This is a genomic window from Mycolicibacterium iranicum (assembly GCF_002101705.1).
In the GTDB taxonomy this organism is placed as follows: Bacteria; Actinomycetota; Actinomycetes; order Mycobacteriales; family Mycobacteriaceae; genus Mycobacterium; species Mycobacterium iranicum.
The window spans coordinates 76,441-95,332 of record NZ_LQPC01000049.1; the positions used below are offsets into that span (position 1 = coordinate 76,441).

At 66.1% G+C, this 18,892-nt stretch carries 16 protein-coding genes and 1 tRNA gene; 6 read left to right on the forward strand and 11 right to left on the reverse strand.

Translation table 11 applies throughout. The annotated features are described in order from the left end of the window. Nucleotides 1–90: 90 nt before the first annotated feature. The 3 genes from AWC12_RS24440 to AWC12_RS24450 are packed head-to-tail and all read left to right on the forward strand — an operon-like array spanning nt 91 to nt 5,634. Nucleotides 91–3,291 carry a (Fe-S)-binding protein gene (locus AWC12_RS24440; protein ID WP_085177562.1) on the forward strand — a complete coding sequence of 1,067 codons (3,201 nt, stop codon included), beginning with the start codon at nt 91–93 and terminating at the stop codon, nt 3,289–3,291. A 15-nt stretch (nt 3,292–3,306) separates the two neighbouring features. Next, nucleotides 3,307–4,311, forward strand: coding sequence for a nucleoside hydrolase (locus AWC12_RS24445; protein ID WP_085177564.1), 1,005 nt, complete (start codon nt 3,307–3,309; stop codon nt 4,309–4,311). A gap of 54 nt (nt 4,312–4,365) precedes the next feature. After that, on the forward strand, nt 4,366–5,634 hold the full coding sequence (locus tag AWC12_RS24450; protein ID WP_085177566.1) for a pyridoxal phosphate-dependent aminotransferase: 1,269 nt from the start codon (nt 4,366–4,368) through the stop codon (nt 5,632–5,634). Here AWC12_RS24450 and AWC12_RS24455 read toward each other — a convergent pair. Further along, entirely contained in the window at nt 5,618–6,250 is a 633-nt protein-coding gene (locus AWC12_RS24455) for a DUF4304 domain-containing protein (protein WP_085177568.1), read from the reverse strand. The genes AWC12_RS24450 and AWC12_RS24455 overlap by 17 nt on opposite strands. 193 nt (nt 6,251–6,443) lie before the next feature. Here AWC12_RS24455 and AWC12_RS24460 point away from each other — a divergent pair, with 193 nt between their 5' ends. Continuing rightward, nucleotides 6,444–7,673 (forward strand): YibE/F family protein, encoded by a 1,230-nt coding sequence (locus tag AWC12_RS24460; RefSeq protein WP_207576474.1) that lies wholly within the window; start codon nt 6,444–6,446, stop codon nt 7,671–7,673. A 19-nt stretch (nt 7,674–7,692) separates the two neighbouring features. Here AWC12_RS24460 and rfbA read toward each other — a convergent pair whose 3' ends face one another. From rfbA to AWC12_RS24505, 9 genes are all read right to left on the reverse strand, one after another. After that, on the reverse strand, nt 7,693–8,568 hold the full coding sequence (gene rfbA / locus AWC12_RS24465; protein WP_024445619.1) for a glucose-1-phosphate thymidylyltransferase RfbA: 876 nt from the start codon (nt 8,566–8,568) through the stop codon (nt 7,693–7,695). Beyond that, nucleotides 8,568–8,936: a nuclear transport factor 2 family protein gene (locus tag AWC12_RS24470; protein WP_024445620.1), complete on the reverse strand. Its 369-nt coding sequence runs from the start codon at nt 8,934–8,936 to the stop codon at nt 8,568–8,570. The genes rfbA and AWC12_RS24470 overlap by 1 nt, the downstream gene beginning before the upstream one ends. Nucleotides 8,937–8,945: 9 nt before the next feature. Further along, the gene (locus tag AWC12_RS24475; protein WP_085177570.1) at nt 8,946–9,692 is read right to left on the reverse strand and encodes a maleylpyruvate isomerase family mycothiol-dependent enzyme; all 747 of its coding nucleotides are present in this window, start codon (nt 9,690–9,692) and stop codon (nt 8,946–8,948) included. A 2-nt stretch (nt 9,693–9,694) separates the two neighbouring features. Next, nucleotides 9,695–11,029: a cytochrome P450 gene (locus AWC12_RS24480; protein ID WP_085177572.1), complete on the reverse strand. Its 1,335-nt coding sequence runs from the start codon at nt 11,027–11,029 to the stop codon at nt 9,695–9,697. After that, nucleotides 11,029–11,352: a DUF1330 domain-containing protein gene (locus tag AWC12_RS24485; RefSeq protein WP_085177574.1), complete on the reverse strand. Its 324-nt coding sequence runs from the start codon at nt 11,350–11,352 to the stop codon at nt 11,029–11,031. The genes AWC12_RS24480 and AWC12_RS24485 overlap by 1 nt, the downstream gene beginning before the upstream one ends. A 9-nt stretch (nt 11,353–11,361) precedes the next feature. After that, entirely contained in the window at nt 11,362–12,702 is a 1,341-nt protein-coding gene (locus AWC12_RS24490; RefSeq protein ID WP_085177575.1) for a UDP-glucose dehydrogenase family protein, read from the reverse strand. 77 nt (nt 12,703–12,779) lie between these two features. After that, complete coding sequence (locus AWC12_RS24495) at nt 12,780–14,414, reverse strand: DUF7159 family protein (protein ID WP_085177577.1); 1,635 nt, start codon at nt 14,412–14,414, stop codon at nt 12,780–12,782. A gap of 229 nt (nt 14,415–14,643) precedes the next feature. Next, nucleotides 14,644–15,216, reverse strand: a complete 573-nt coding sequence (gene dcd, locus AWC12_RS24500; protein ID WP_024445626.1) for a dCTP deaminase — start codon at nt 15,214–15,216, stop codon at nt 14,644–14,646. 20 nt (nt 15,217–15,236) lie between these two features. Next, entirely contained in the window at nt 15,237–16,331 is a 1,095-nt protein-coding gene (locus AWC12_RS24505) for a hypothetical protein (RefSeq protein WP_085177579.1), read from the reverse strand. A 137-nt stretch (nt 16,332–16,468) separates the two neighbouring features. Here AWC12_RS24505 and AWC12_RS24510 point away from each other — a divergent pair. Both AWC12_RS24510 and AWC12_RS24515 read left to right on the forward strand, forming a co-directional pair. After that, nucleotides 16,469–16,542 (forward strand) — tRNA-Gly (locus AWC12_RS24510). Between the two features lie 357 nt (nt 16,543–16,899). Continuing rightward, nucleotides 16,900–17,895 carry an HNH endonuclease gene (locus tag AWC12_RS24515; protein ID WP_165762853.1) on the forward strand — a complete coding sequence of 332 codons (996 nt, stop codon included), beginning with the start codon at nt 16,900–16,902 and terminating at the stop codon, nt 17,893–17,895. On the opposite strand, the gene AWC12_RS24520 is transcribed toward AWC12_RS24515, so the two are convergent. Further along, a complete protein-coding gene (locus AWC12_RS24520) occupies nt 17,856–18,869 on the reverse strand; it encodes a DNA cytosine methyltransferase (RefSeq protein ID WP_085177583.1) in 1,014 nt (337 codons plus the stop codon). The genes AWC12_RS24515 and AWC12_RS24520 overlap by 40 nt on opposite strands. Nucleotides 18,870–18,892 lie beyond the last annotated feature (23 nt).

Sequence of the window (18,892 nt, forward strand, 5' to 3'; positions counted from 1 at the left end):
GATGTAACTATGAGCAGGCACCGCGCTTAAGTTACTCTCAAGTAACATCGACTAAGTTACCCTTGGGTAACAAGAAATCCGGAGGCCCGCGTGGATACGCAGATGCTGATCAGGATCGTCGTTGGGGTCCTGATGATCGCCGTCGTCGGCGCACTGGCCGTCAAACGCGTGCTCTGGCTGACCAAGCTCATTCGCTCCGGGCAACCGTTGAGCGAGGGCAACAACCGCAAGGACAACCTCGGCAAGCGGATCACCACGCAATTCGAAGAGGTCTTCGGGCAAACCAGGCTTCTGCGCTGGTCTGTGCCGGGCATCGCGCACTTTTTCACGATGTGGGGCTTCTTCATCCTCGGCTCGGTCTATGTCGAGGCTTTCGGACAGCTCGTCGACCACGACTTCCACATCCCGATCGTCGGTCGCTGGGACGCGCTCGGCTTCCTGCAGGACTTCTTCGCCGTCGCGGTGCTGCTCGGCATCATCACCTTCGCGATCATCCGCATCGTCCGCGAGCCCAAGAAGCACGGCCGTGACTCCCGGTTCTACGGATCGCATACCGGTGGCGCCTGGCTGATCCTCTTCATGATCTTCAACGTCATCTGGACCTACGCGCTGGTGCGTGGCGCTGCCGTCAACACCGGCGCCCTTCCGTACGGCAACGGGGCGTTCTTCTCGCAGCTCATGGGCGCGATCCTGCACCCGCTCGGCGAGCCCGCCAACGAGTGGATCGAGACACTGGCGCTGCTCGCACACATTGCGATCATGTTGGTCTTCCTGCTGATCGTGCTGCACTCCAAGCACCTGCACATCGGTCTGGCACCGATCAACGTCACCTTCAAGCGCATGCCCAACGGCCTGGGTCCGCTGCTCCCCGTCGAGTCGAAGGGCGAGCTGGTCGACTTCGAAGATCCCGCCGAGGACGCAGTGCTCGGCCGAGGCAAGATCGAGGACTTCACCTGGAAGGGCTACCTCGACATGACGACCTGCACCGAGTGCGGGCGTTGTCAGTCGCAGTGCCCGGCATGGAACACCGGCAAGCCGCTGTCGCCGAAGCTCGTGATCATGAACCTGCGCGACCACATGTTCGCGAAGGCGCCGTACATCCTTGGTGACAAGGAAACCCCGCTGGAGAACACCCCCGAAGGCGGTCTCGGCGAAGAACTGCGCGGCGAGAAGAAGAGCGAAGAGCACGCGCACGAGCACGTCCCCGAGTCCGGGTTCGAGCGCATCATGGGCTCAGGCCCAGACCAGGCCTTACGCCCGCTGGTTGGCACTCTCGAACAGGGCGGCGTCATCGACCCCGACGTGCTGTGGTCCTGCACCACCTGCGGTGCCTGCGTCGAGCAGTGCCCGGTCGACATCGAGCACATCGACCACATCGTCGACATGCGCCGCTACCAGGTGATGATGGAATCCGAGTTCCCCGGTGAGCTCGGTGTGCTCTACAAGAACCTGGAGAACAAGGGCAATCCCTGGGGCCAGAACGCCAAGGACCGCACCAACTGGATCGACGAGGTCGACTTCGACGTGCCGGTCTTCGGCAAGGACGTCGACTCGTTCGAGGGCTACGAGTACCTGTTCTGGGTCGGCTGCGCCGGTGCGTTCGAAGACCGTGCGAAGAAGACGACCAAGGCCGTCGCGGAACTGCTTGCCGCCGCGGGGGTGAAGTACCTCGTGCTGGGCGAGGGCGAGACCTGCAACGGCGACTCGGCTCGCCGCTCGGGCAACGAGTTCCTGTTCCAGCAGCTCGCCTCACAGAACGTCGAGACCCTCAACGACCTGTTCGAAGGTGTCGAGCGAGTCGACCGCAAGGTCGTCGTCACCTGCCCGCATTGCTTCAACACCCTGGGTCGCGAGTATCCGCAGCTCGGCGGCAACTACACGGTGCTCCACCACACCCAGCTGCTGAACCGGCTGGTCCGCGACAAGAAGCTGATCCCGGTCAAGTCGGCGTCGGAGTCCGGGATGGACATCACCTACCACGACCCGTGCTACCTGGGCCGGCACAACAAGGAATACTCCGCTCCTCGCGAGCTGATCGGCGCTTCGGGCGCCAAGCTGACCGAGATGCCGCGCCACGCCGACCGCGGCCTGTGCTGCGGTGCCGGTGGCGCGCGGATGTGGATGGAAGAGCACATCGGCAAGCGCGTCAACGTCGAACGGTCCGAAGAGGCCGTCGACACGGGCGCTTCGGCGATCGCGACGGGCTGCCCGTTCTGCCGCGTGATGATGACCGACGGCGTCGACGACGTCACGTCCACCCGCAGCCTGGAGAAGGCCCCCGAGGTCCTCGACGTGGCTCAGCTGCTGCTCGGTTCGCTCGACAAGAGCTCGTTCGCGCTGCCCGAAAAGGGCACGGCGGCAAAGGAAGCCGAGGAGCGCGCGGCCAAGATCGCGGCCGAGGCTCCCGCCGAGGCCGAAGAGACCGAAACGGTCGAAGAGGTCGAAGCAGAAGCCGCGCCGGCCGAAGCCAAGGCATCGACGGCAACAGAGACCAAGCCCGTCACGGGGCTCGGAGTGGCAGGCGGGGCGAAGAAGCCGGGCAAGAAGACCGCGGCGGCCGAGCCGGCGGACAAGCCCGCGGCAGCCGCCCCGGCGAAGGGGCTCGGAATTGCCGGCGGCGCCAAGCGTCCCGGAGCCAAGAAGGCCGCGCCCGCAGCAGAGTCGGCACCTGCGGCCGAAGCACCCGCCAAGGCCGAGCCCGAGGTCAAGGGGCTGGGTATCGCCGGCGGCGCCAAGCGTCCGGGAGCCAAAAAGGCCGCGCCCGCTGCTGAGCCCGCACCCGCGGCCGAAGCACCTGCTGCCGAAGCGCCTGCCAAGCCCGAGCCGGAGGTCAAGGGCCTCGGCATCGCGTCCGGGGCTCGCCGACCCGGTGCGAAGAAGGCCGCGGCGCCCAAGGCGGCTCCGAACGAGGGCGAGTCGACGGTCACGCAGCCGCCGAACGTCGACCCCGACAAGGCCGAGCCTGGAGCCAAGGAAGACACCGCTGACTCCGACCGCGGTCTCGACGAGGCGCCCAAGCCCGAACCTGAGGTCAGGGGCCTCGGTATCGCGCCGGGTGCGCGCAGGCCGGGCGCCAAGAAGGCGGCCGCGCCCGCCGCGCCGAAGGCCGAACCGGAGCCCGCGGCAGAATCGGCGGCCGATTCGGCCCCGGAGCCCGAACCGGCAGCCGAAGCCGAATCCGCGTCCTCGTCCAACGGCTCGAGCAACGGTGACGCTCGCGTCGTCGGTGACGAACCGCCGGTGAAGGGCCTAGGCATCGCCAAGGGCGCTCGTCGCCCCGGCCGGAAGTAAGCCCAACCTCCAGCCGTGGCGCGCCTGCCGAAGCTGCTGCTGGCCGCCACGGTTCTGGTTGCGGCGGTGCTGCTTTCGCACGGTACCGCCGGCGCTTCGCCGAACGGTTCATGCGTCGTGATCGACACCGACGTCGACATCGACGACATGATGTCGATCCCGATGGTTGTCGGTTCTCGCCACGTCGCGGCGGTGGTGACGACAGAGGGTTTCACGCTTCCAGGACCGGGTGCCTCGGCGGTCAGCCGACTGCTGGCCGAGCCGGAGCAGCGCACCATTCCGGTTGTCGTCGGCGCGGGACCCGGTCGGTCCGAGGCAGAGGTCGCGGCGACCTTCGGGGACTTCGTGCCGGTCTTCCGCGAGCTGATGTCCCGATTGAACAACTTCTTCCCCACTGCCCTGCCGCCGACCGCACCCGCGGGTGATTTCGTACACCGGGTTCTCGACGCCGTGGACGGCTGCCAACAGGTGGACGTGCTCGTCATCGGGCCATTGACCTCCTTCATCGGCTACAGTCCTGCGCTCCGGTCGAAGATCGGCAGGGTTGTCGTTCAGGGTCGTTCTCCGGTCGGCGACACCGAGCTCGAAGCCGTCGAATCCTTCAACTGCGGATTCGACCGGCCCGCCTGCGAAACTGCCTTCCACCAACAACTTTCGGGCTTGAACCCGAGCTTCGTCGACGTACCGCACACCGAATGCGACCTGACGCCGAACAAAGCCGGTTGCGCCGGAACGGTTTACGGCCCGACGCTGGCGATGGCCGAGGCGCTGGGGCCCGCCGGGCTCCCGTACACGCTGAAGCAGATCATGCTCAACCACCCGCAGTCGTGGGCTCTCGACACCTGGGAGCGCTCGGGTTACGGCGGACGCTCGCTGTTCTGGGATCAGTCGGCAGCCCTCGCGCTGATCGATCCCACCGCGTTCCGGACGGTCGGTGGGCACCTCGAAACGGTGTTGACTCCTGCCGATTTTCAGCGCAGATGGGTCGAATTGACGAACCTTTCGGCGACGTATGCGTAACGGTCGTCACCAGGGGCGAAAAAACACCTCGACAATCGTGGGAGAATTCTCGTCATGAGCACGCACCAGGCGCCGTGGCACACGAGCAGTGGCCAGCACGGGCGCCAGCGCGAATTCGCGCAGTCCAGCAAGCTGCAGGACGTCCTGTACGAGATCCGCGGTCCCGTACACGAGCACGCCTCGCGCTTGGAAGCCGAGGGTCACCGAATCCTCAAGCTCAACATCGGCAATCCTGCGCCGTTCGGCTTCGAGGCGCCCGACGTCATCATGCGTGACATCATCCAGGCGCTCCCGTACGCCCAGGGCTACTCGGATTCGAAGGGCATCGTCAGTGCCCGGCGTGCGGTGTTCACCCGCTACGAACTCGTCGACGGGTTCCCCCGCTTCGACATCGACGACGTCTTCCTCGGCAACGGCGTGTCCGAGTTGATCACGATGACGCTGCAGGCGCTGCTGGACAACGGCGACCAGGTGCTGATCCCCGCGCCGGACTATCCGCTGTGGACCGCCTCGACGTCGCTGGCGGGCGGCACCCCCGTGCACTACCTGTGTGATGAAACGCAGGGTTGGCAGCCGGATATCGCGGACTTGGAGTCCAAGATCACCGACCGCACCAAAGCGATCGTCGTGATCAACCCGAACAACCCAACCGGCGCGGTGTACACCCGCGAAAACCTCACGCAGATCGTCGAATTGGCGCGCAAGCATCAGCTGCTCCTGCTGGCCGACGAGATCTACGACAAGATCCTCTACGACGATGCCAAGCACATCGCCCTGGCATCCCTGGCGCCGGATCTGTTGACACTGACCTTCAATGGGCTCTCCAAGGCGTATCGCGTGGCCGGCTACCGATCCGGCTGGCTCGTGATCACCGGCCCCAAGGAACACGCCACCAGCTTCATCGAGGGCATCAGCCTGCTGGCCAATATGCGGTTGTGCCCGAACGTGCCTGCCCAGCATGCGATTCAGGTGGCTCTCGGAGGGCACCAGAGTATCGACGACCTGGTCCTGCCCGGCGGCCGGTTGCTCGAGCAGCGCGATGTCGCGTGGGAGAAGCTCAACGAGATCCCCGGGGTGTCCTGCGTGAAACCCGAGGGCGCCCTGTATGCGTTCCCGCGCCTGGACCCCGAGGTCTACGACGTCGCCGATGACGAGCAATTGGTGCTCGATCTGCTGTTGCAGGAGAAGATCCTCGTCACACAGGGCACCGGATTCAATTGGCCCACACCGGATCACCTTCGCATCGTGACCCTGCCGTGGGCGCGGGACTTGGCCAACGCGATTGAGCGGCTCGGCAACTTCCTGGTCAGCTACCGCCAATAACCGCGGTTCCCGCCGCTGCGGTGATCCTGCTGATGAAGATCGCCCAGCGCTCCTGGTGTCCGAAGTTTTCGTGCAGCCTCGCGACGTAGCCGTTCAGGGTGTCGGTGTCTTCGGTCGCCGCCAGGTAGCAGCACGTCTTCTCATAGGCGATCAACAGGTTGTTGGCGACGGCATACTCGACGAGATCGCGCGTCGAGTGCAGCTCTTCGACCGCCACGAGCACCCGTCGCAGGTTGTCGCACAACAGCGCGGAGAACGCAGAGAGGTTTGTGGTCAGGTCGAATCGCAATTCATACGGCGCACCGGGCACGAGATGCTCCCAGCGGCGGTCCAACAGAAATCCTTCGCGAGCGTGCAGCTGCGGATCGTGGCCTGGACACGCCCTGTCGATCTCCACGGATCCGACTCCGACATTGACGAAGAACCCGTACCAGGGTGTGACGCTGTTGTTCCAGTTGGGCTGGAAGTTGATGACGTCGTACAGCGGTCCCCGGGATCTGCGAAAGGTGTTGTGGGACCTGGTGAACCCGTGCTCACCGAGCGCCGGACGGACCGCGTCTGACAGAACCGATTCGTATGCTCGCTTCAATGCCGATCGCTCGGCTCTTGTGACCATGTCCTCAGGCTAAGTCGGGCGTGACGGGTGTCCGCGCACCAAAAATCACCTCCCGCCGAATTTGAGCTTATGTCCCGTTTTCGGACCGATCCGCGACCACGACTTCAGATTCGTCGTTTCCGTTCGCGGCGGGCCCGCCGACGACCTGCCCGGGCGACACCAGTCGCGAAGCGGCGACCACTACCCTGTCCGGGTGGCGCACGCACACTCGCACTCGCTGAGCGGTCCGTCTCCGCTGGGCCCGCTGGCCGCCAAGGTCGTCGTCGGCCTGCTCGTCGCCATCGGGGTGGCGGTCCTGATCGGCGCGGCGCTGCTGTGGCCCAGCGGGGAGAAGGCCGACATTCCCCTGCCATTCCAGAACGCCGCAGGCGGAGCCGTCACCACCGAGTCAGGGCACGTGCTGTCCAGTACCGAGGCCTCCTGCGGCAGCCCGTCGGCCGGATCGGTCCTCACCTCGGCGCCGCTACCTGCCGAGGGTGCAGGAGCGCCGTGTGTGCAGTCTCTCGTCTCGATCGACTCCGGACCGAACCAGGGCGCCAACACTCTGCTGGAGATCGGTGTCGGACCCGGCCAGCCGAGCCTCGCGGTCGGCGACGACATCCGTCTCAGCCGACAGGTCGACGACGCCGGGACCACCACCTACGCCTTCTACGACTTCGAGCGGTCGTGGCCGCTGGTCGCCTTCGCGCTGGTTTTCGCGATCGTGATCGTCGCGGTGGCCCGCTGGCGCGGCCTGCGAGCGCTGATCGGCATCGTCGTCGCGTTCGGCGTCCTCGTCGTGTTCCTGCTCCCCGCTTTGCGAGACGGCGGTCCAGCGGTTCCTGTGGCACTCGTGGCCTCGGCAGCCATCCTGTACGCGGTGATCTATCTGGCCCACGGCGTAAGCCTGCGGACCAGTGCCGCACTGCTGGGCACGTTGGCGTCGCTGCTGCTGGCGGCGGTGTTGTCCTGGGCCGCAATCGAACTCACCCACCTCACCGGACTGTCGGAGGACCAGAACAACGAGGTGGCCGCCTACCTGGGCAATGTGTCGATCACCGGCATGCTGCTGGCGGGGTTCATCATCGGCTCACTGGGTGTGCTCAACGACGTCACCGTCACCCAGGCGTCGACCGCGTTCGAATTGGCTGCCCTCGGCGACGGCGCAACCCGCCGCCAGGTCTTCGTCGGGGCCATGAGGGTTGGCCGCGACCACATCGCCTCAACCGTCTACACGCTGGTGCTGGCATACGCGGGCAGCGCACTGCCTCTGCTGTTGCTGTTCAGCGTCGCCAATCGATCCCTCGGTGATGTGCTGACCAGCGAGAGCGTGGCCATCGAGGTGGCGCGCTCCGCGGTCGGCGGAATCGCGTTGGCGCTGTCGGTACCGCTGACGACGGGGATCGCCGCACTGCTGGCGACGCCGCAGGCCGACCGCCACTGACACCGGCGTTTCGTGGCCATCACTCAGAGCTCTGGCGGCCCAGCAACTCCAGCAGATATGTGCCGTAGCCGGACTTCAGCAGGGTGCGGGCCCGTTTCTCCAGCGCGTCGTCGTCGATAAACCCGACGCGCCAGGCCACTTCCTCCGGCACGCTGATCTTGAGTCCCTGGCGCTGCTCGATGGTCCGGACGTAATCGCCGGCGTCGAGCAGCGAGTCGAATGTCCCGGCATCCAGCCATGCCGTTCCGCGCGCCAGCACTTCGACGCTGAGCCTGCCCTGCTTGAGGTAGGTGTGGTTGATCTCGGTGATCTCGTACTCGCCGCGGTCGGACTTGGCGAGCCCTCGCGCGATGTCGATGACATCGTTGTCGTAGAAGTACAGCCCGGGCACCGCATAGTGCGACTTGGGTATCGACGGCTTCTCCTCCAAAGAGACCGCCCTGCCGTCGGCGTCGAGCTCGATCACCCCGTAGGCGGACGGATCGGCCACCCAGTACGCGAAAATGGCTCCGCCGGAGACTTTCTGGAAGCGTTGCAGGCTGGTGCCGAGGCCGGGGCCGTAGAAGATGTTGTCCCCCAAGACCAATGCCACCGGCTCGGTCCCGATGTGTGAGGCTCCGATCACGAAGGCCTGCGCGAGTCCTTCCGGTTCGTCCTGCACGGCGTAGGTCAGGTTGACTCCGAAATGCGAACCGTCGCCCAGCAATCGGTGGAAGTCGGGCGCGTCCACCGCGGTGGTGATCACGAGGATGTCGCGGATACCGGCCAGAATGAGCGTGGACAGCGGGTAGTAGATCAGCGGTTTGTCGTAGACGGGCACCAGCTGCTTGCTGACGCCCAAAGTGATCGGATGGAGTCGGGATCCCGATCCGCCGGCCAGGATGATTCCGCGCATCAGCCCGTCAGGTCCGCTTCGGTCAGCTCGGTGGCGGCCAGCGCCGCCTCCAGCGAGTCGTGCCGGAACACCGAGGTGACGCGGTCATGCACGACGCGGAACGCCGACGCACCCGATCCCCGTTCGCCGGTGACGGACACGGTCTGCTGTTCGACGACGACGACCCCGTCGTTGACGTAGATGCGGCCGGGTTCGACTTTGACGTCGAGCGCCTGGGCCCAGTCCCGCAGCGCGGCGTGTCCCTGGGCCGCCCCACCTGCGTCACCGATCTCGATGTCATCGCTGGACAGCGCCAGCAGCGTGTCGAGGTCGGCGGCGTTGAGCGCGTCGTGCCAGGCGAGAACGGTGGCCAGCTCCGAAGTGGTCATACCTCGAGCCTAGAACGGAGTGCGCTCCAGCCATGCTTCCCAGACCGCCGCGTCGCCGAGAACCTCGACCCCGGCGTCGGCCGCGGTCTTGCGCCGCACGGTGGCCAGCAGCAGGGCGTTGACGGGCCCCCGCAAGGCCACAGCGCCCTTGCCGTGACTGTGTGACCAGGACAGCCCGTCTTCGTCGTGGACGATGGTCCACTCCCCCGTGGGACCCAACTTTTCCTCGGTCGCGTGCAGGTGAACCGACTGCCCGCGCTCCAGCGCCGGGGGGCGACTCTTGTCGACGGTGGTGAGCTCGATCCACTCGCTGAGGCTGTCGGCGGCAAGGTCGGCGGGCAGTTCCAGCTCGGCGCCGAGCGCCAGCGCCGCGTCGAGTCGGTGCACCGCGACCTCGTGGACGCGCCGCCGGGTCCACCAGCCCGCCGGTCTGGGCCCGACGAACGTCCACACCCGAGCGTCCGAGCCGACACGGTTGACGGCGTCGATGACCGCCTGCGCCCCGGCGTTGAGCCAGTCGATGGAAGCGTCGAGGTCCTCCGGCGGTCTGCCGTCGCGCACCTCCCGCGGGTCGAGAGGCTGGTTGCGTCGCTCACTGATGATCTGTGCGGCCCAACGATTTCCGCGACCCACGTGACGGAACAACTGCTTGAGCGTCCATTCGCCGCACGTGGGAACCGGCGTCGCCGGGTCTCCCGATCGGATCAGTTCACCGAATGCTCGAGTCTGCTCGAGCAGGGCTGCTCGGAAGTCCACCCCTACGAACTTAGCGCGGCGGGCGCCTTCCCAAGCGTGATCGGCAAGGTTGACCACCCCCGTAGGACGCGGGTGTCGCGACGGCTGCCCTCGCCCGCCAGCCGGGCACCCGGATAGCGCTCGAAGAATGTGCGCAGCCCGACTTCGCCTTCGGCGCGCGCCAGCGCCGCTCCGAGGCAGAAGTGTCTGCCGCCGGAAAAGGACAGGTGCTTGCCCGCGTTGTCGCGTTCGATGTCGAAGCGGTGCGGATCAGTGAACACCTTGGGGTCGCGATTAGCGCCTGCCAGGTGGACGATGACGAGTTCGCCGCGCTGCATCGGCGTTCCGGCGATGGTGACATCGCTGCGCGCGAAGCGGGCGCTCAGCTGCACGGGCGAGTCGAGCCGCAGGATCTCCTCGACCGTGTTGGGCCACAGCTCGGGGCGGGCCGCCAGCGTCTGCAGGTGCTCCGGAGTGTCCAGCAGCATCCGGATGCCGTTGCCCAGCAGATTCACGGTGGTCTCGAAGCCTGCGGCCAGCACGAGGCCCGCCGTCGCCTGCAACTCGCGGTCGGACAACCGATTGGCTTCCTCGGAGGCCTGGCTGGCCAGGATCAGCTGGCTCATCAGGTCGTCGCCAGGATTGCGGCGCAGCTCCTCCAGATGGCCGCTGAGCCATGCGTTGAAGCCGACGAGGCCCTCGTGCACCTGCTGGAACTGCTGCCAGGACAACCCGATGTCGAGGCTGGGCGCACCGAGCTCGCCAAAGTGCAGGATGTGCTTCCGGTCGCTCTCCGGGACGCCGAGGATGTCGCTGATCACCGCGACGGGCAGCTGGGAGCAGTACCGCTCAACGACGTCGATGACGCTGGTTTCGCTGTCCAGCTCGTCGAGAAGGGCGTCCGCGGTCTGCTGCACGCGGTCACGCAGCGCGGCGACGGCGCGGGTGGTGAACACCGACGAGACGAGCTTGCGGCATCGCGTGTGGTCGGGCGGCTCGATCGACAGCAGCGACGGCGGTTCGATCGGGTGCAGCAGGCCGGGATGGGTTTTTCGGTTGATCCACTGCAGCGGCTTGGGCAATCCGGCGCCGAGGGAGGTCACCCGGAAGTCGTCGGACCGCAGAATCTCGTTGGCGGCCTGGTGGTCGACCGTCAACAGCACGGCACGGCACCGGATCACCGCCGCGTCACCGCGCAGTTCGTCGGCGAACCGGGCCGGATCGGCGCGCGCCTCGGGATCGGCGATCAGCCTGGCCTGCGGATCTCGGCCACGGCGTGCCCCGATTTTCGACAACCCACGGATGACCCCGTGCAGCGCCATCCACCGGATTCGTTGTCGCATAAGCTCGGCCGCCATCAGTTCACCTTAAGCAGGGGTCGCAGGTCGTCCAACCGGTCGAACAGGTGCCAGATGTAGGAGGACGACCCATCTTCGCGGTGGGCGTGCAGATCGGCCAGGTCAGGATCGTTGCAGTAGCCGTCGAACGCCTCCTTCGATTCCCACTCGACCAGGATGAGCACCGAGCGGGGCTCGATGTCACCGGAGACGGACTCCCGGAATTGTCCGAGTGCCACGACGCGACCGCCGTGCTTGGCGACCTCGGCGGGAGAGCGCTTCGAATAGGCCAGGTATTCGTCGCGATCGGCGATGTCGAACAGGTTCAGCGCGTAGACGGGCATGCACCGACGTTACGCCGGGATGGCTCGCTCGAGGTTGCGACCGAGTGCGTGCACCCGCCAGCCCGCGGCCTGCCACTTACCGACATCGAGGCAATTGCGGCCGTCGACAATCACTTTCGCGCGGACCACCGCGGCCAGAGCGTCGGGATCCATATCGACGAACTCGCGCCACTCGGTCAGGACCAGCACGGCGTCGGCGCGCTCGCACGCCTCCAGCACCGACGTGGAGTAGTTCAGCGTGGGAAAGAGCCGCCGGGAGTTCTCGATCGCCTGCGGGTCGTACACGTTGACGGTCGCACCGTGCAGTTGCAGCATGCCGGCGACGTTGAGTGCGGGAGAGTCGCGGACGTCGTCGGACTCAGGCTTGAACGCGGCGCCGAGGACGGCAGCGTTGGCGCCGAGCAGCGACCCTCCGCATGCCCTGGTGGCCAATTCGACCATTCGGGTGCGGCGGCGCATGTTGATGCTGTCGACTTCACGCAAGAACGTCAGCGCATGGTTGGCGCCGAGCTCGCCTGCGCGGGCCATGAATGCCCGAATGTCCTTGGGCAGGCAGCCTCCGCCGAATCCGAGGCCCGCGTTCAGGAATCGGCGACCGATGCGGGCGTCGTAGCCGAGCGCATCGGCCAGCAGCGTGACGTCGGCGTCAACGGCCTCACAGACCTCCGAGATCGCGTTGATGAACGAGATCTTGGTGGCCAGAAAAGCGTTGGCGGACACCTTGACCAGTTCGGCGGTCTGCAGATCGGCGACCAGGAACGGGACGCCGTCGGCGAGCAGCGGCGCGTACATCTCCCGCACCACCTTCTCCGCGGACTGTGAATCTTTTTGCACCCCAAGCACAATGCGGTCGGGGTGCAGGGTGTCGGCGACGGCGAATCCTTCCCGCAGGAACTCCGGGTTCCACGCCACCTCGACGGTGACGCCTTCCGGAGCGAGGCCTGCGGCACGCTCGACGAGTTCCGCCGCGGTGCCGACCGGCACCGTCGACTTGCCGATGATCACCGCTGGACGGGTGAGCATTGGCACCAGGGTGTCGATCACGGCGTAGACGTGGCGCAAATCCGCCGCGTATTCGCCCTTCTTCTGCGGTGTTCCGACCCCGAGGAAGTGCACATCGGCGAAGTCGGCCGCCTCGGCATAGTCGGTGGTGAAGCGCAGTCGTCCCGCTTCGATGTTGCGCTGCAACATCTCCCGCAACCCGGGCTCGTAGAACGGGACTTCACCCCCGGACAGTTTCGCGACCTTGCCGGCGTCGACGTCGACGCCAATGACTTCGTGGCCGATCTCGGCCATACCCGCAGCGTGGGTCGCACCCAGATAGCCGGTGCCGAAGACGGTGCAGCGCATACCGCCCTCAGTACCCACCCACGATGAGCTGAAGCCAACGCGACACCAAGCGTCAGGACAACGGAAGGTGACGAACTCTAGTTGCGCCCGGTACCGCAGAAGATCAGGAAACAGCCGTCGCCGTTGATGTCGCCGGGAACACCGGTACCAGAGCCGCCTCGCGAGCCGCCGCTGTCACCGCGGCCGCCGCTGTCACCGCGGCCGGAACCGGAACCCGAGCCCGACCCGGATCCTGAACCTGACCCGGATCCCGATCCGCTGCCGGGCCATTGCGGCTGCTGAGGGACCTGGGGCACCGGCGGGACCGTCGGCACCTGCGGCGTCTTCGTCGTCTGTGGGGGCCTCGTAGTGGGCGGATCATCGTCCTCCCACGGCGGGTCCCAGGGGTTGTTGTCTGGCTCGTCGGGCTGCTGATTGGGCCACTGCCACCGGGGCGGTGTCCACTGCGGCTGACGCGGCAGGACGATCACGGGCGGCGGGACCACCACCGGTGCGACCACCGGGGGTGGCGCGGCGGGGGCCGGAGCCGGCGGAGGAGCCGCAGGGGCCGGCGCGGGGGCCGGCGCAGCGGGTGCGGGCGCCTGCTCGACGTATACGGTCCTGGGGGCCTGCTGCGGAGCTTCCTGGACGACGGGCACCGGCGGCTTGATCGTCTCGGCCGTCTGCGGCGCGGGCGGAACGACGGCGGCTTCCTGCTGCGCGGGTGCCGGGTCGGGCGCGGGCACCTGGCTGCTGGGCACGATCACCGCCTGGGCGGGACTCGGCCGCTGGTCGGCCGTCGGGCGGATGCTGATGGCCAGCGAGATGACCAGTGCGACGACGCCGACCACGAACAGCGACGTCAATGCACTGCCGACGAGCAGGAATGGCTTGCGCTCCTCGTCGGCCGGCCGCATCTCCGTCGGCGCGAACTCGTCGACCACGTCATCGGCGCCCGCGGGAGCCAGTTGGGTGTCGGCGGCGGCGAGCCCCGCCAGCACCGAACCGGCTGTGGGGCCATCGGGGTCCTGGGAGTAGGCCAGCCCGACAGTCGTCGCCTCGAAGGCGGGCGCCGACGCCGATGCCAGTGCGGCGCCACGGGCGAGCGCGAGCTCGGCGTCATCGGGCGCGTGGACCGGCAGCGAAACGAGGTGCTCGAGGTGGGATTTGACCGAGCTGATGTCGACGCCGGAGCCCACGACGAAGATGCCCTGGGGCGGCGATGCCTGGGCCGCGACAGCCTCGGCCATCTCGGTCAGTACGGCCATCGCGTCGGTGCTGTGCAGCGAACGGCTGAGCACCTTGACCACCGAACCGTCGTCGGTTTGCACAACCGACAGGGTCGCGGTGTCGCGGTCGACGAACAGCAGCGCGGTGGTGTCGTAGTCGACGGCGCGGCCGACGGCCTGGGCCAGCGACGCGGCCGCGTGCCCTTCGGAAACGAGCATGACGTCACTGATGCCGTGGGCGGCGAGGGCGTCACGCAGCGCGGTGGCCTCGGTGTGATCACTCCATGCGACACCGATCGCCTTGAGGTGGTGTCCTCCGGTCTCGGCGCTTTCCCTGGTGCCGAGCACCGCCGAGACGACGTGCTCTGCGGCGTTTGCCGACCCCTCTGCGGAGCCCACGTCGAAGGTGTCGTGGTCGACGGTGACCCCGTCGGCCTTTTCGCCTTCAACCAGCACCATGCGCACCGTCGTAGGTGTCATCGACACACCTAATACGATGTCCACTGTCCCCTCCAAAACATTTGCTGCAGCCTGGTGGTCGGCACCGCTGGGACGCGCAAGGCGAGCCGACAACTAGATACTTCATCGGCGGGATCAGCTGCTGCGTTACACCTCACGCCGTTAGCTGAGCGTTGACGAAGATCTGGCCGGAACACGCGGCACGAACCGCCGGTGACACCGGTTCTTATGACATTACAAGCCGGACCTAGGCCTGCGCTGTGGTCAATTTCCGTCAGCTGGACCTGAGGAAATTCTGGTACGACTTCGATGGTGTCGGCCCCCGCTGGTTCTGATACTTCGAGCCGACCTTGTCGCTGCCGTAGGGGTGCTGTGCGGGGCTGGTGAGCCGTAGCAGGCACAGCTGGCCGATCTTCATGCCGGGCCACAGCGTGATCGGAAGATTCGCGACATTGGACAGCTCGAGGGTGATGTGTCCGGAGAAGCCGGGGTCGATGAAGCCCGCCGTCGAGTGCGTGAGCAGGCCGAGGCGTCCCAGGGACGACTTGCCTTCGAGCCTGCCCGCGAGGTCGTCGGGAAGCGTGCAGCGTTCCAGCGTCGCCCCGAGCACGAACTCGCCTGGATGCAGGACGAACGGCTCGCCCTCCTTGGGCTCGACCAGCGTGGTCAGGTCATCCTGGCGCTGCGCGGGGTCGATGTGCGTATAGCGGGTGTTGTTGAAGACCCGGAACAGGTTGTCGAGGCGGACGTCGACGCTGGACGGCTGGACCATACTGTCGTCGAACGGGTCGACGCCGAGCCTGCCGTTGTGGATTTCGGCCCGGATGTCGCGGTCGGAGAGCAGCACGGCACGAGGGTATCCCGGCGCTACTGCGCCCTGTCGCCCCTGGAGTCCTTGTCGGAGCTCTCGGCCTTCTCGACCTTCTCGCCACTGTCGGCTTTGGAGGTCTTCCGTTCTTCCCGCTCGGTTGTCTCCGCGGTCTCGGTCGCGTCGGCCTTTTCGGAGGTCTCGGCGTCGTCGGAAGTCTGGACGTCGTCGGAGATCCCGGCGTCGTCGGTCACCGCGGTCTCGGTCTCGTCGGTTTCCTCGTCGGTGGACACCGGCGCCACCGCCGCGTCCTCAGAAGGGTCGGCGATCTCGTCCGTCGTCTCGACCGTCTCGACCTCGGCCGTCACACTCAGCTGCACGGCCTGCTCGGAGGGGATGCCGTCCCAGTCGTCGGTGACGCTGCGGTCCTCCGGATATTCGCCCCACGGCGTGAGCAGGCCCGGTGCGGCGACGCGGTCGCCGCCGACCTCTCCGGTGAGCAGCGCGCTGATGTCGCCGTAACCGCCGTTGAGGAAGCCGTCGATGATGGTGCCGGGTGCGCGTAGGAGCGCCAGCCACTGCCCGGGCGGGTCGCCAGCCATGCCGGCGGCGTAGATCTGCTGGTGCACGGCCCCGGTGGCGCCGATGGCGCTGATCACCGGACCGATGAGCCGCGCGAAGGCGTATTCGACTGCTGCGGGCAGCTTTTCGCGGATCTCATCGCCGCGGGAGGGGAAGGTCTGCGCGAGCACTTCGGCGACGGCGTCGGTGAAAGGTCCGACAACGAGCGGGGCGATCGGGGTGAAGAACGCCGACGCGATCAGGGAGTGGTTCCACGGCGTGAGATCGGGGTCGGCCCACTGCTCCTGGACCTGACGGAAGATGGCGGGCATCTGCGTGCTGAAGGCCGCGAAGCTCTGGCCGACGGCGCCGGCAGCGCCGCCCAGAAGGATCTCCAGCGACTGGACCAGCGAGGCGTACTCGACCTCAGCGGTGACCACGCGAGGAGGGACGACGGGCTGGACGACCGTCGCGGCCTGTGCGACGGCAGCCTCATGGGTGGGCAGCACGGGCAAGGTCGAGAAGGCAATGGCGCCGGCGCCGGCCAGTGCGACTCCTGCGGTGAGCGACTGACGAAAAACCCTGTGCGCCATGAATACTCGGCTCCTGTGAACTTGCTGGGAAGGTGATCGCAGCAAAGGCTAGCCGACGCTCACGCTAAAAAGTGGGCTACGTCCGGTGGCTCTCGCTTCGGGCCGTGGCCGGCCCTGCTAGTCTCTCTAGCCACACCGCCGATGTAGTTCAATGGCAGAACATCAGCTTCCCAAGCTGAATACGCGGGTTCGATTCCCGTCATCGGCTCCAGTTTGACCAGCGCATTCGCCTTAAGGCGGCAGAGTGGCTTTCCGCTCGGTCCCTCAACGGTCCCGTACGTCGACACGGCCGACGCACATCCCTGGTCACGCCGATGCAAGGTGAGACACTGGCATCTCATCGCGAACGCGCAGCGGTTCGGGACCTGGCACAAGGACTGTTGGCTTGCACATTGGCTTCCGCACCTCGGGGGGCCGAGGCGAGTACGAGGTTGTGGGGAACCATTCAGGGTTCAACGCTCTCGGCCTGGAGGGCTGGACCTTCAACATGCGGTGGCCCGATGGGATCGTCCGGGACACCGGTCTGTGGCTCGACCCCGCCGAGAGCGGCAAGCCGCGACTCCGGTCGATGCTCGACAGTCCGATTCAAATATCCCGCATCGTCGCGCCCATGCTGCTCCTGCCGGACCCCACCCGAGCGTTCCGCAGCACTCCTGACACGCTGCCCATAATCCGGGCGAAGGAATACACCATCACTGACGTCGGGTTCGGCACCGAGAGCGAGTTCAGTGGCGTGGCCGACCTCGTGACGTTCGACCCGTCCTTCATCACGGTCGCGAATCAAGGACACGCTGACGACATCGGCGTGGCCGCGCGGTGGAGTCGCATAGAGGCGGTCTACGAACAAGCGGCCTTGCTGCCTTCCGGCCTTCCGCCCCTCGTGACAAGCCATAAGGACTTCATCGCCAGTGGCGAAGGTATCGGACGCCAACTCACGACGACGGTCAACAACCTTATGAGTACCCTGGCCGCCTCTCCCGGCTCGTCGTATCAGGCGGGTCTCGATCCTTTGCCAGCGCTGGAGAGCCTTCTTGGCATCGCGCCGCCATCAGGCCCAACACTTCCACCGCCCGACGAGCTAGGTGAGGACGCACCAGAAGTCAGCGCACGATCCGCACACCAGTACCGCCTTGCCAAAATCCGGGGCGCGTCGGGTCGCAGATTCAGCGCCGAAGTTCGCGCCGCTTACCGGAATCGATGCGCCTTCTGCGGAGCGCTGTTTGGAGGAATTCACGGCGTTCGGTCAGGCATCGACGCAGCTCATATCCTTGCTTGGAGCCAGCACGATCTAGACGTAGTGCAGAACGGCATTGCACTTTGCAAGCTCCATCATTGGGCCTTCGACGCTGGAATTCTCATGCCCACAAAGGAAGGCGAAGATTACTACGTCCGATTTACCAGCTTGGCCGACTTAGTTGATCCCATGAGCATGACCCGCCTGGGTGCTGATGGAGAACGGATTCCCGACGAGTGGTTGCCTGACGACCCGAAACACCGCCCCAGCGCTGCCTACCTACAGCGCCTTTACGCAGACCTCGGCGTCACCTTTAGGTCGGACGTCTGAGATTCCGCACGCTGAGCACGCAGCGCGGCGACGATTCGGTGACCGAGCCACTCCGCAACTGGCACCGAAACTGCGTTTCCGCAGGCATGGTACCGCGCAGACTCAAGCGTGTCTTGGTTGGGCATCTCATGAGTCGGCATCGTCCAGTTGTCCGGGAAGCCCTGCAGCCGTTCGGTTTCCAAAGGTGTTAGTCGTCTGACTGCGCCCTCAGGGTACGACACGTAGTTGCGTGACCAGTCCGTTCCGGTGTGTCGGGCTGACTCCGCGTACAGGCAATGCGCCAGCTTCTTTACGTACCCTTGCTCAGGATTTCCAACGCGGACCGCAAAGGGGGAAACAGGTTTCGTCCCATCCGGTCGGCGCGCCTCATCATCCCGGTCGCCGCATTCGGGCTCAAAAAGTATCGAGCCGGCGGTCTCCGGGTTTCCAAGAGATCCGACAATGAAGACTCTAGAGCGACTTTGGGGGATGCCGAAGTAGCGACTGTCAAGTACTCGCCACGCCACGCCATACCCGAAGTCGGCCAACGTCCGAATGATGATTGCGAAATCTCTTCCGTCGTGGGAAGACAAGAGTGCCGCAACGTTTTCGAGGATGACAATTTCGGGGCGACGCGCGCCAATAAGTTGCGCAAAGTCGTAGAAGAGCCCTGATTGCTTTCCTCGAAGTCCACTGCGAGGGCCCATTCGGGCGAGGCTGACGTCTTGGCAAGGGAAGCCGCCCGCCCAGATTTCCGCTTCGGGGATGTCATCAGCAACCACCTTCGTGATGTCGTCGGTCCGAGGAACGTCGGGCCAATGCTTGGCGAGGATATCGAGGCAGAACGACTTCTTCTCGCATTGCCATACGGTCTCGACCCCCGCCATCTCGAAACCCAAATCGAATCCGCCGATACCGGCGAAGAAGCTGGCGACTCGGTACGGTCGAGCGCCCTCGATCGCGTCGTTGCCCACGGTGGCCTTGCGACGTCCCATTGGTCGACTTGCTCCTTCCATAC

Excerpts from the sequence above, each read along its gene's own strand:
- AWC12_RS24450 (WP_085177566.1), top strand. The coding sequence starts at position 4,366 with ATGAGCACGCACCAGGCGCCGTGGCACACGAGCAGTGGCCAGCACGGG.
- AWC12_RS24455 (WP_085177568.1), bottom strand. The coding sequence starts at position 6,250 with ATGGTCACAAGAGCCGAGCGATCGGCATTGAAGCGAGCATACGAATCG.
- rfbA (WP_024445619.1), bottom strand. The coding sequence starts at position 8,568 with ATGCGCGGAATCATCCTGGCCGGCGGATCGGGATCCCGACTCCATCCG.
- AWC12_RS24470 (WP_024445620.1), bottom strand. The coding sequence starts at position 8,936 with ATGACCACTTCGGAGCTGGCCACCGTTCTCGCCTGGCACGACGCGCTC.
- AWC12_RS24480 (WP_085177572.1), bottom strand. The coding sequence starts at position 11,029 with ATGGCGGCCGAGCTTATGCGACAACGAATCCGGTGGATGGCGCTGCAC.
- AWC12_RS24485 (WP_085177574.1), bottom strand. The coding sequence starts at position 11,352 with ATGCCCGTCTACGCGCTGAACCTGTTCGACATCGCCGATCGCGACGAA.
- AWC12_RS24490 (WP_085177575.1), bottom strand. The coding sequence starts at position 12,702 with ATGCGCTGCACCGTCTTCGGCACCGGCTATCTGGGTGCGACCCACGCT.
- AWC12_RS24505 (WP_085177579.1), bottom strand. The coding sequence starts at position 16,331 with ATGGCGCACAGGGTTTTTCGTCAGTCGCTCACCGCAGGAGTCGCACTG.
- AWC12_RS24515 (WP_165762853.1), top strand. The coding sequence starts at position 16,900 with ATGCTCGACAGTCCGATTCAAATATCCCGCATCGTCGCGCCCATGCTG.
- AWC12_RS24520 (WP_085177583.1), bottom strand. The coding sequence starts at position 18,869 with ATGGGACGTCGCAAGGCCACCGTGGGCAACGACGCGATCGAGGGCGCT.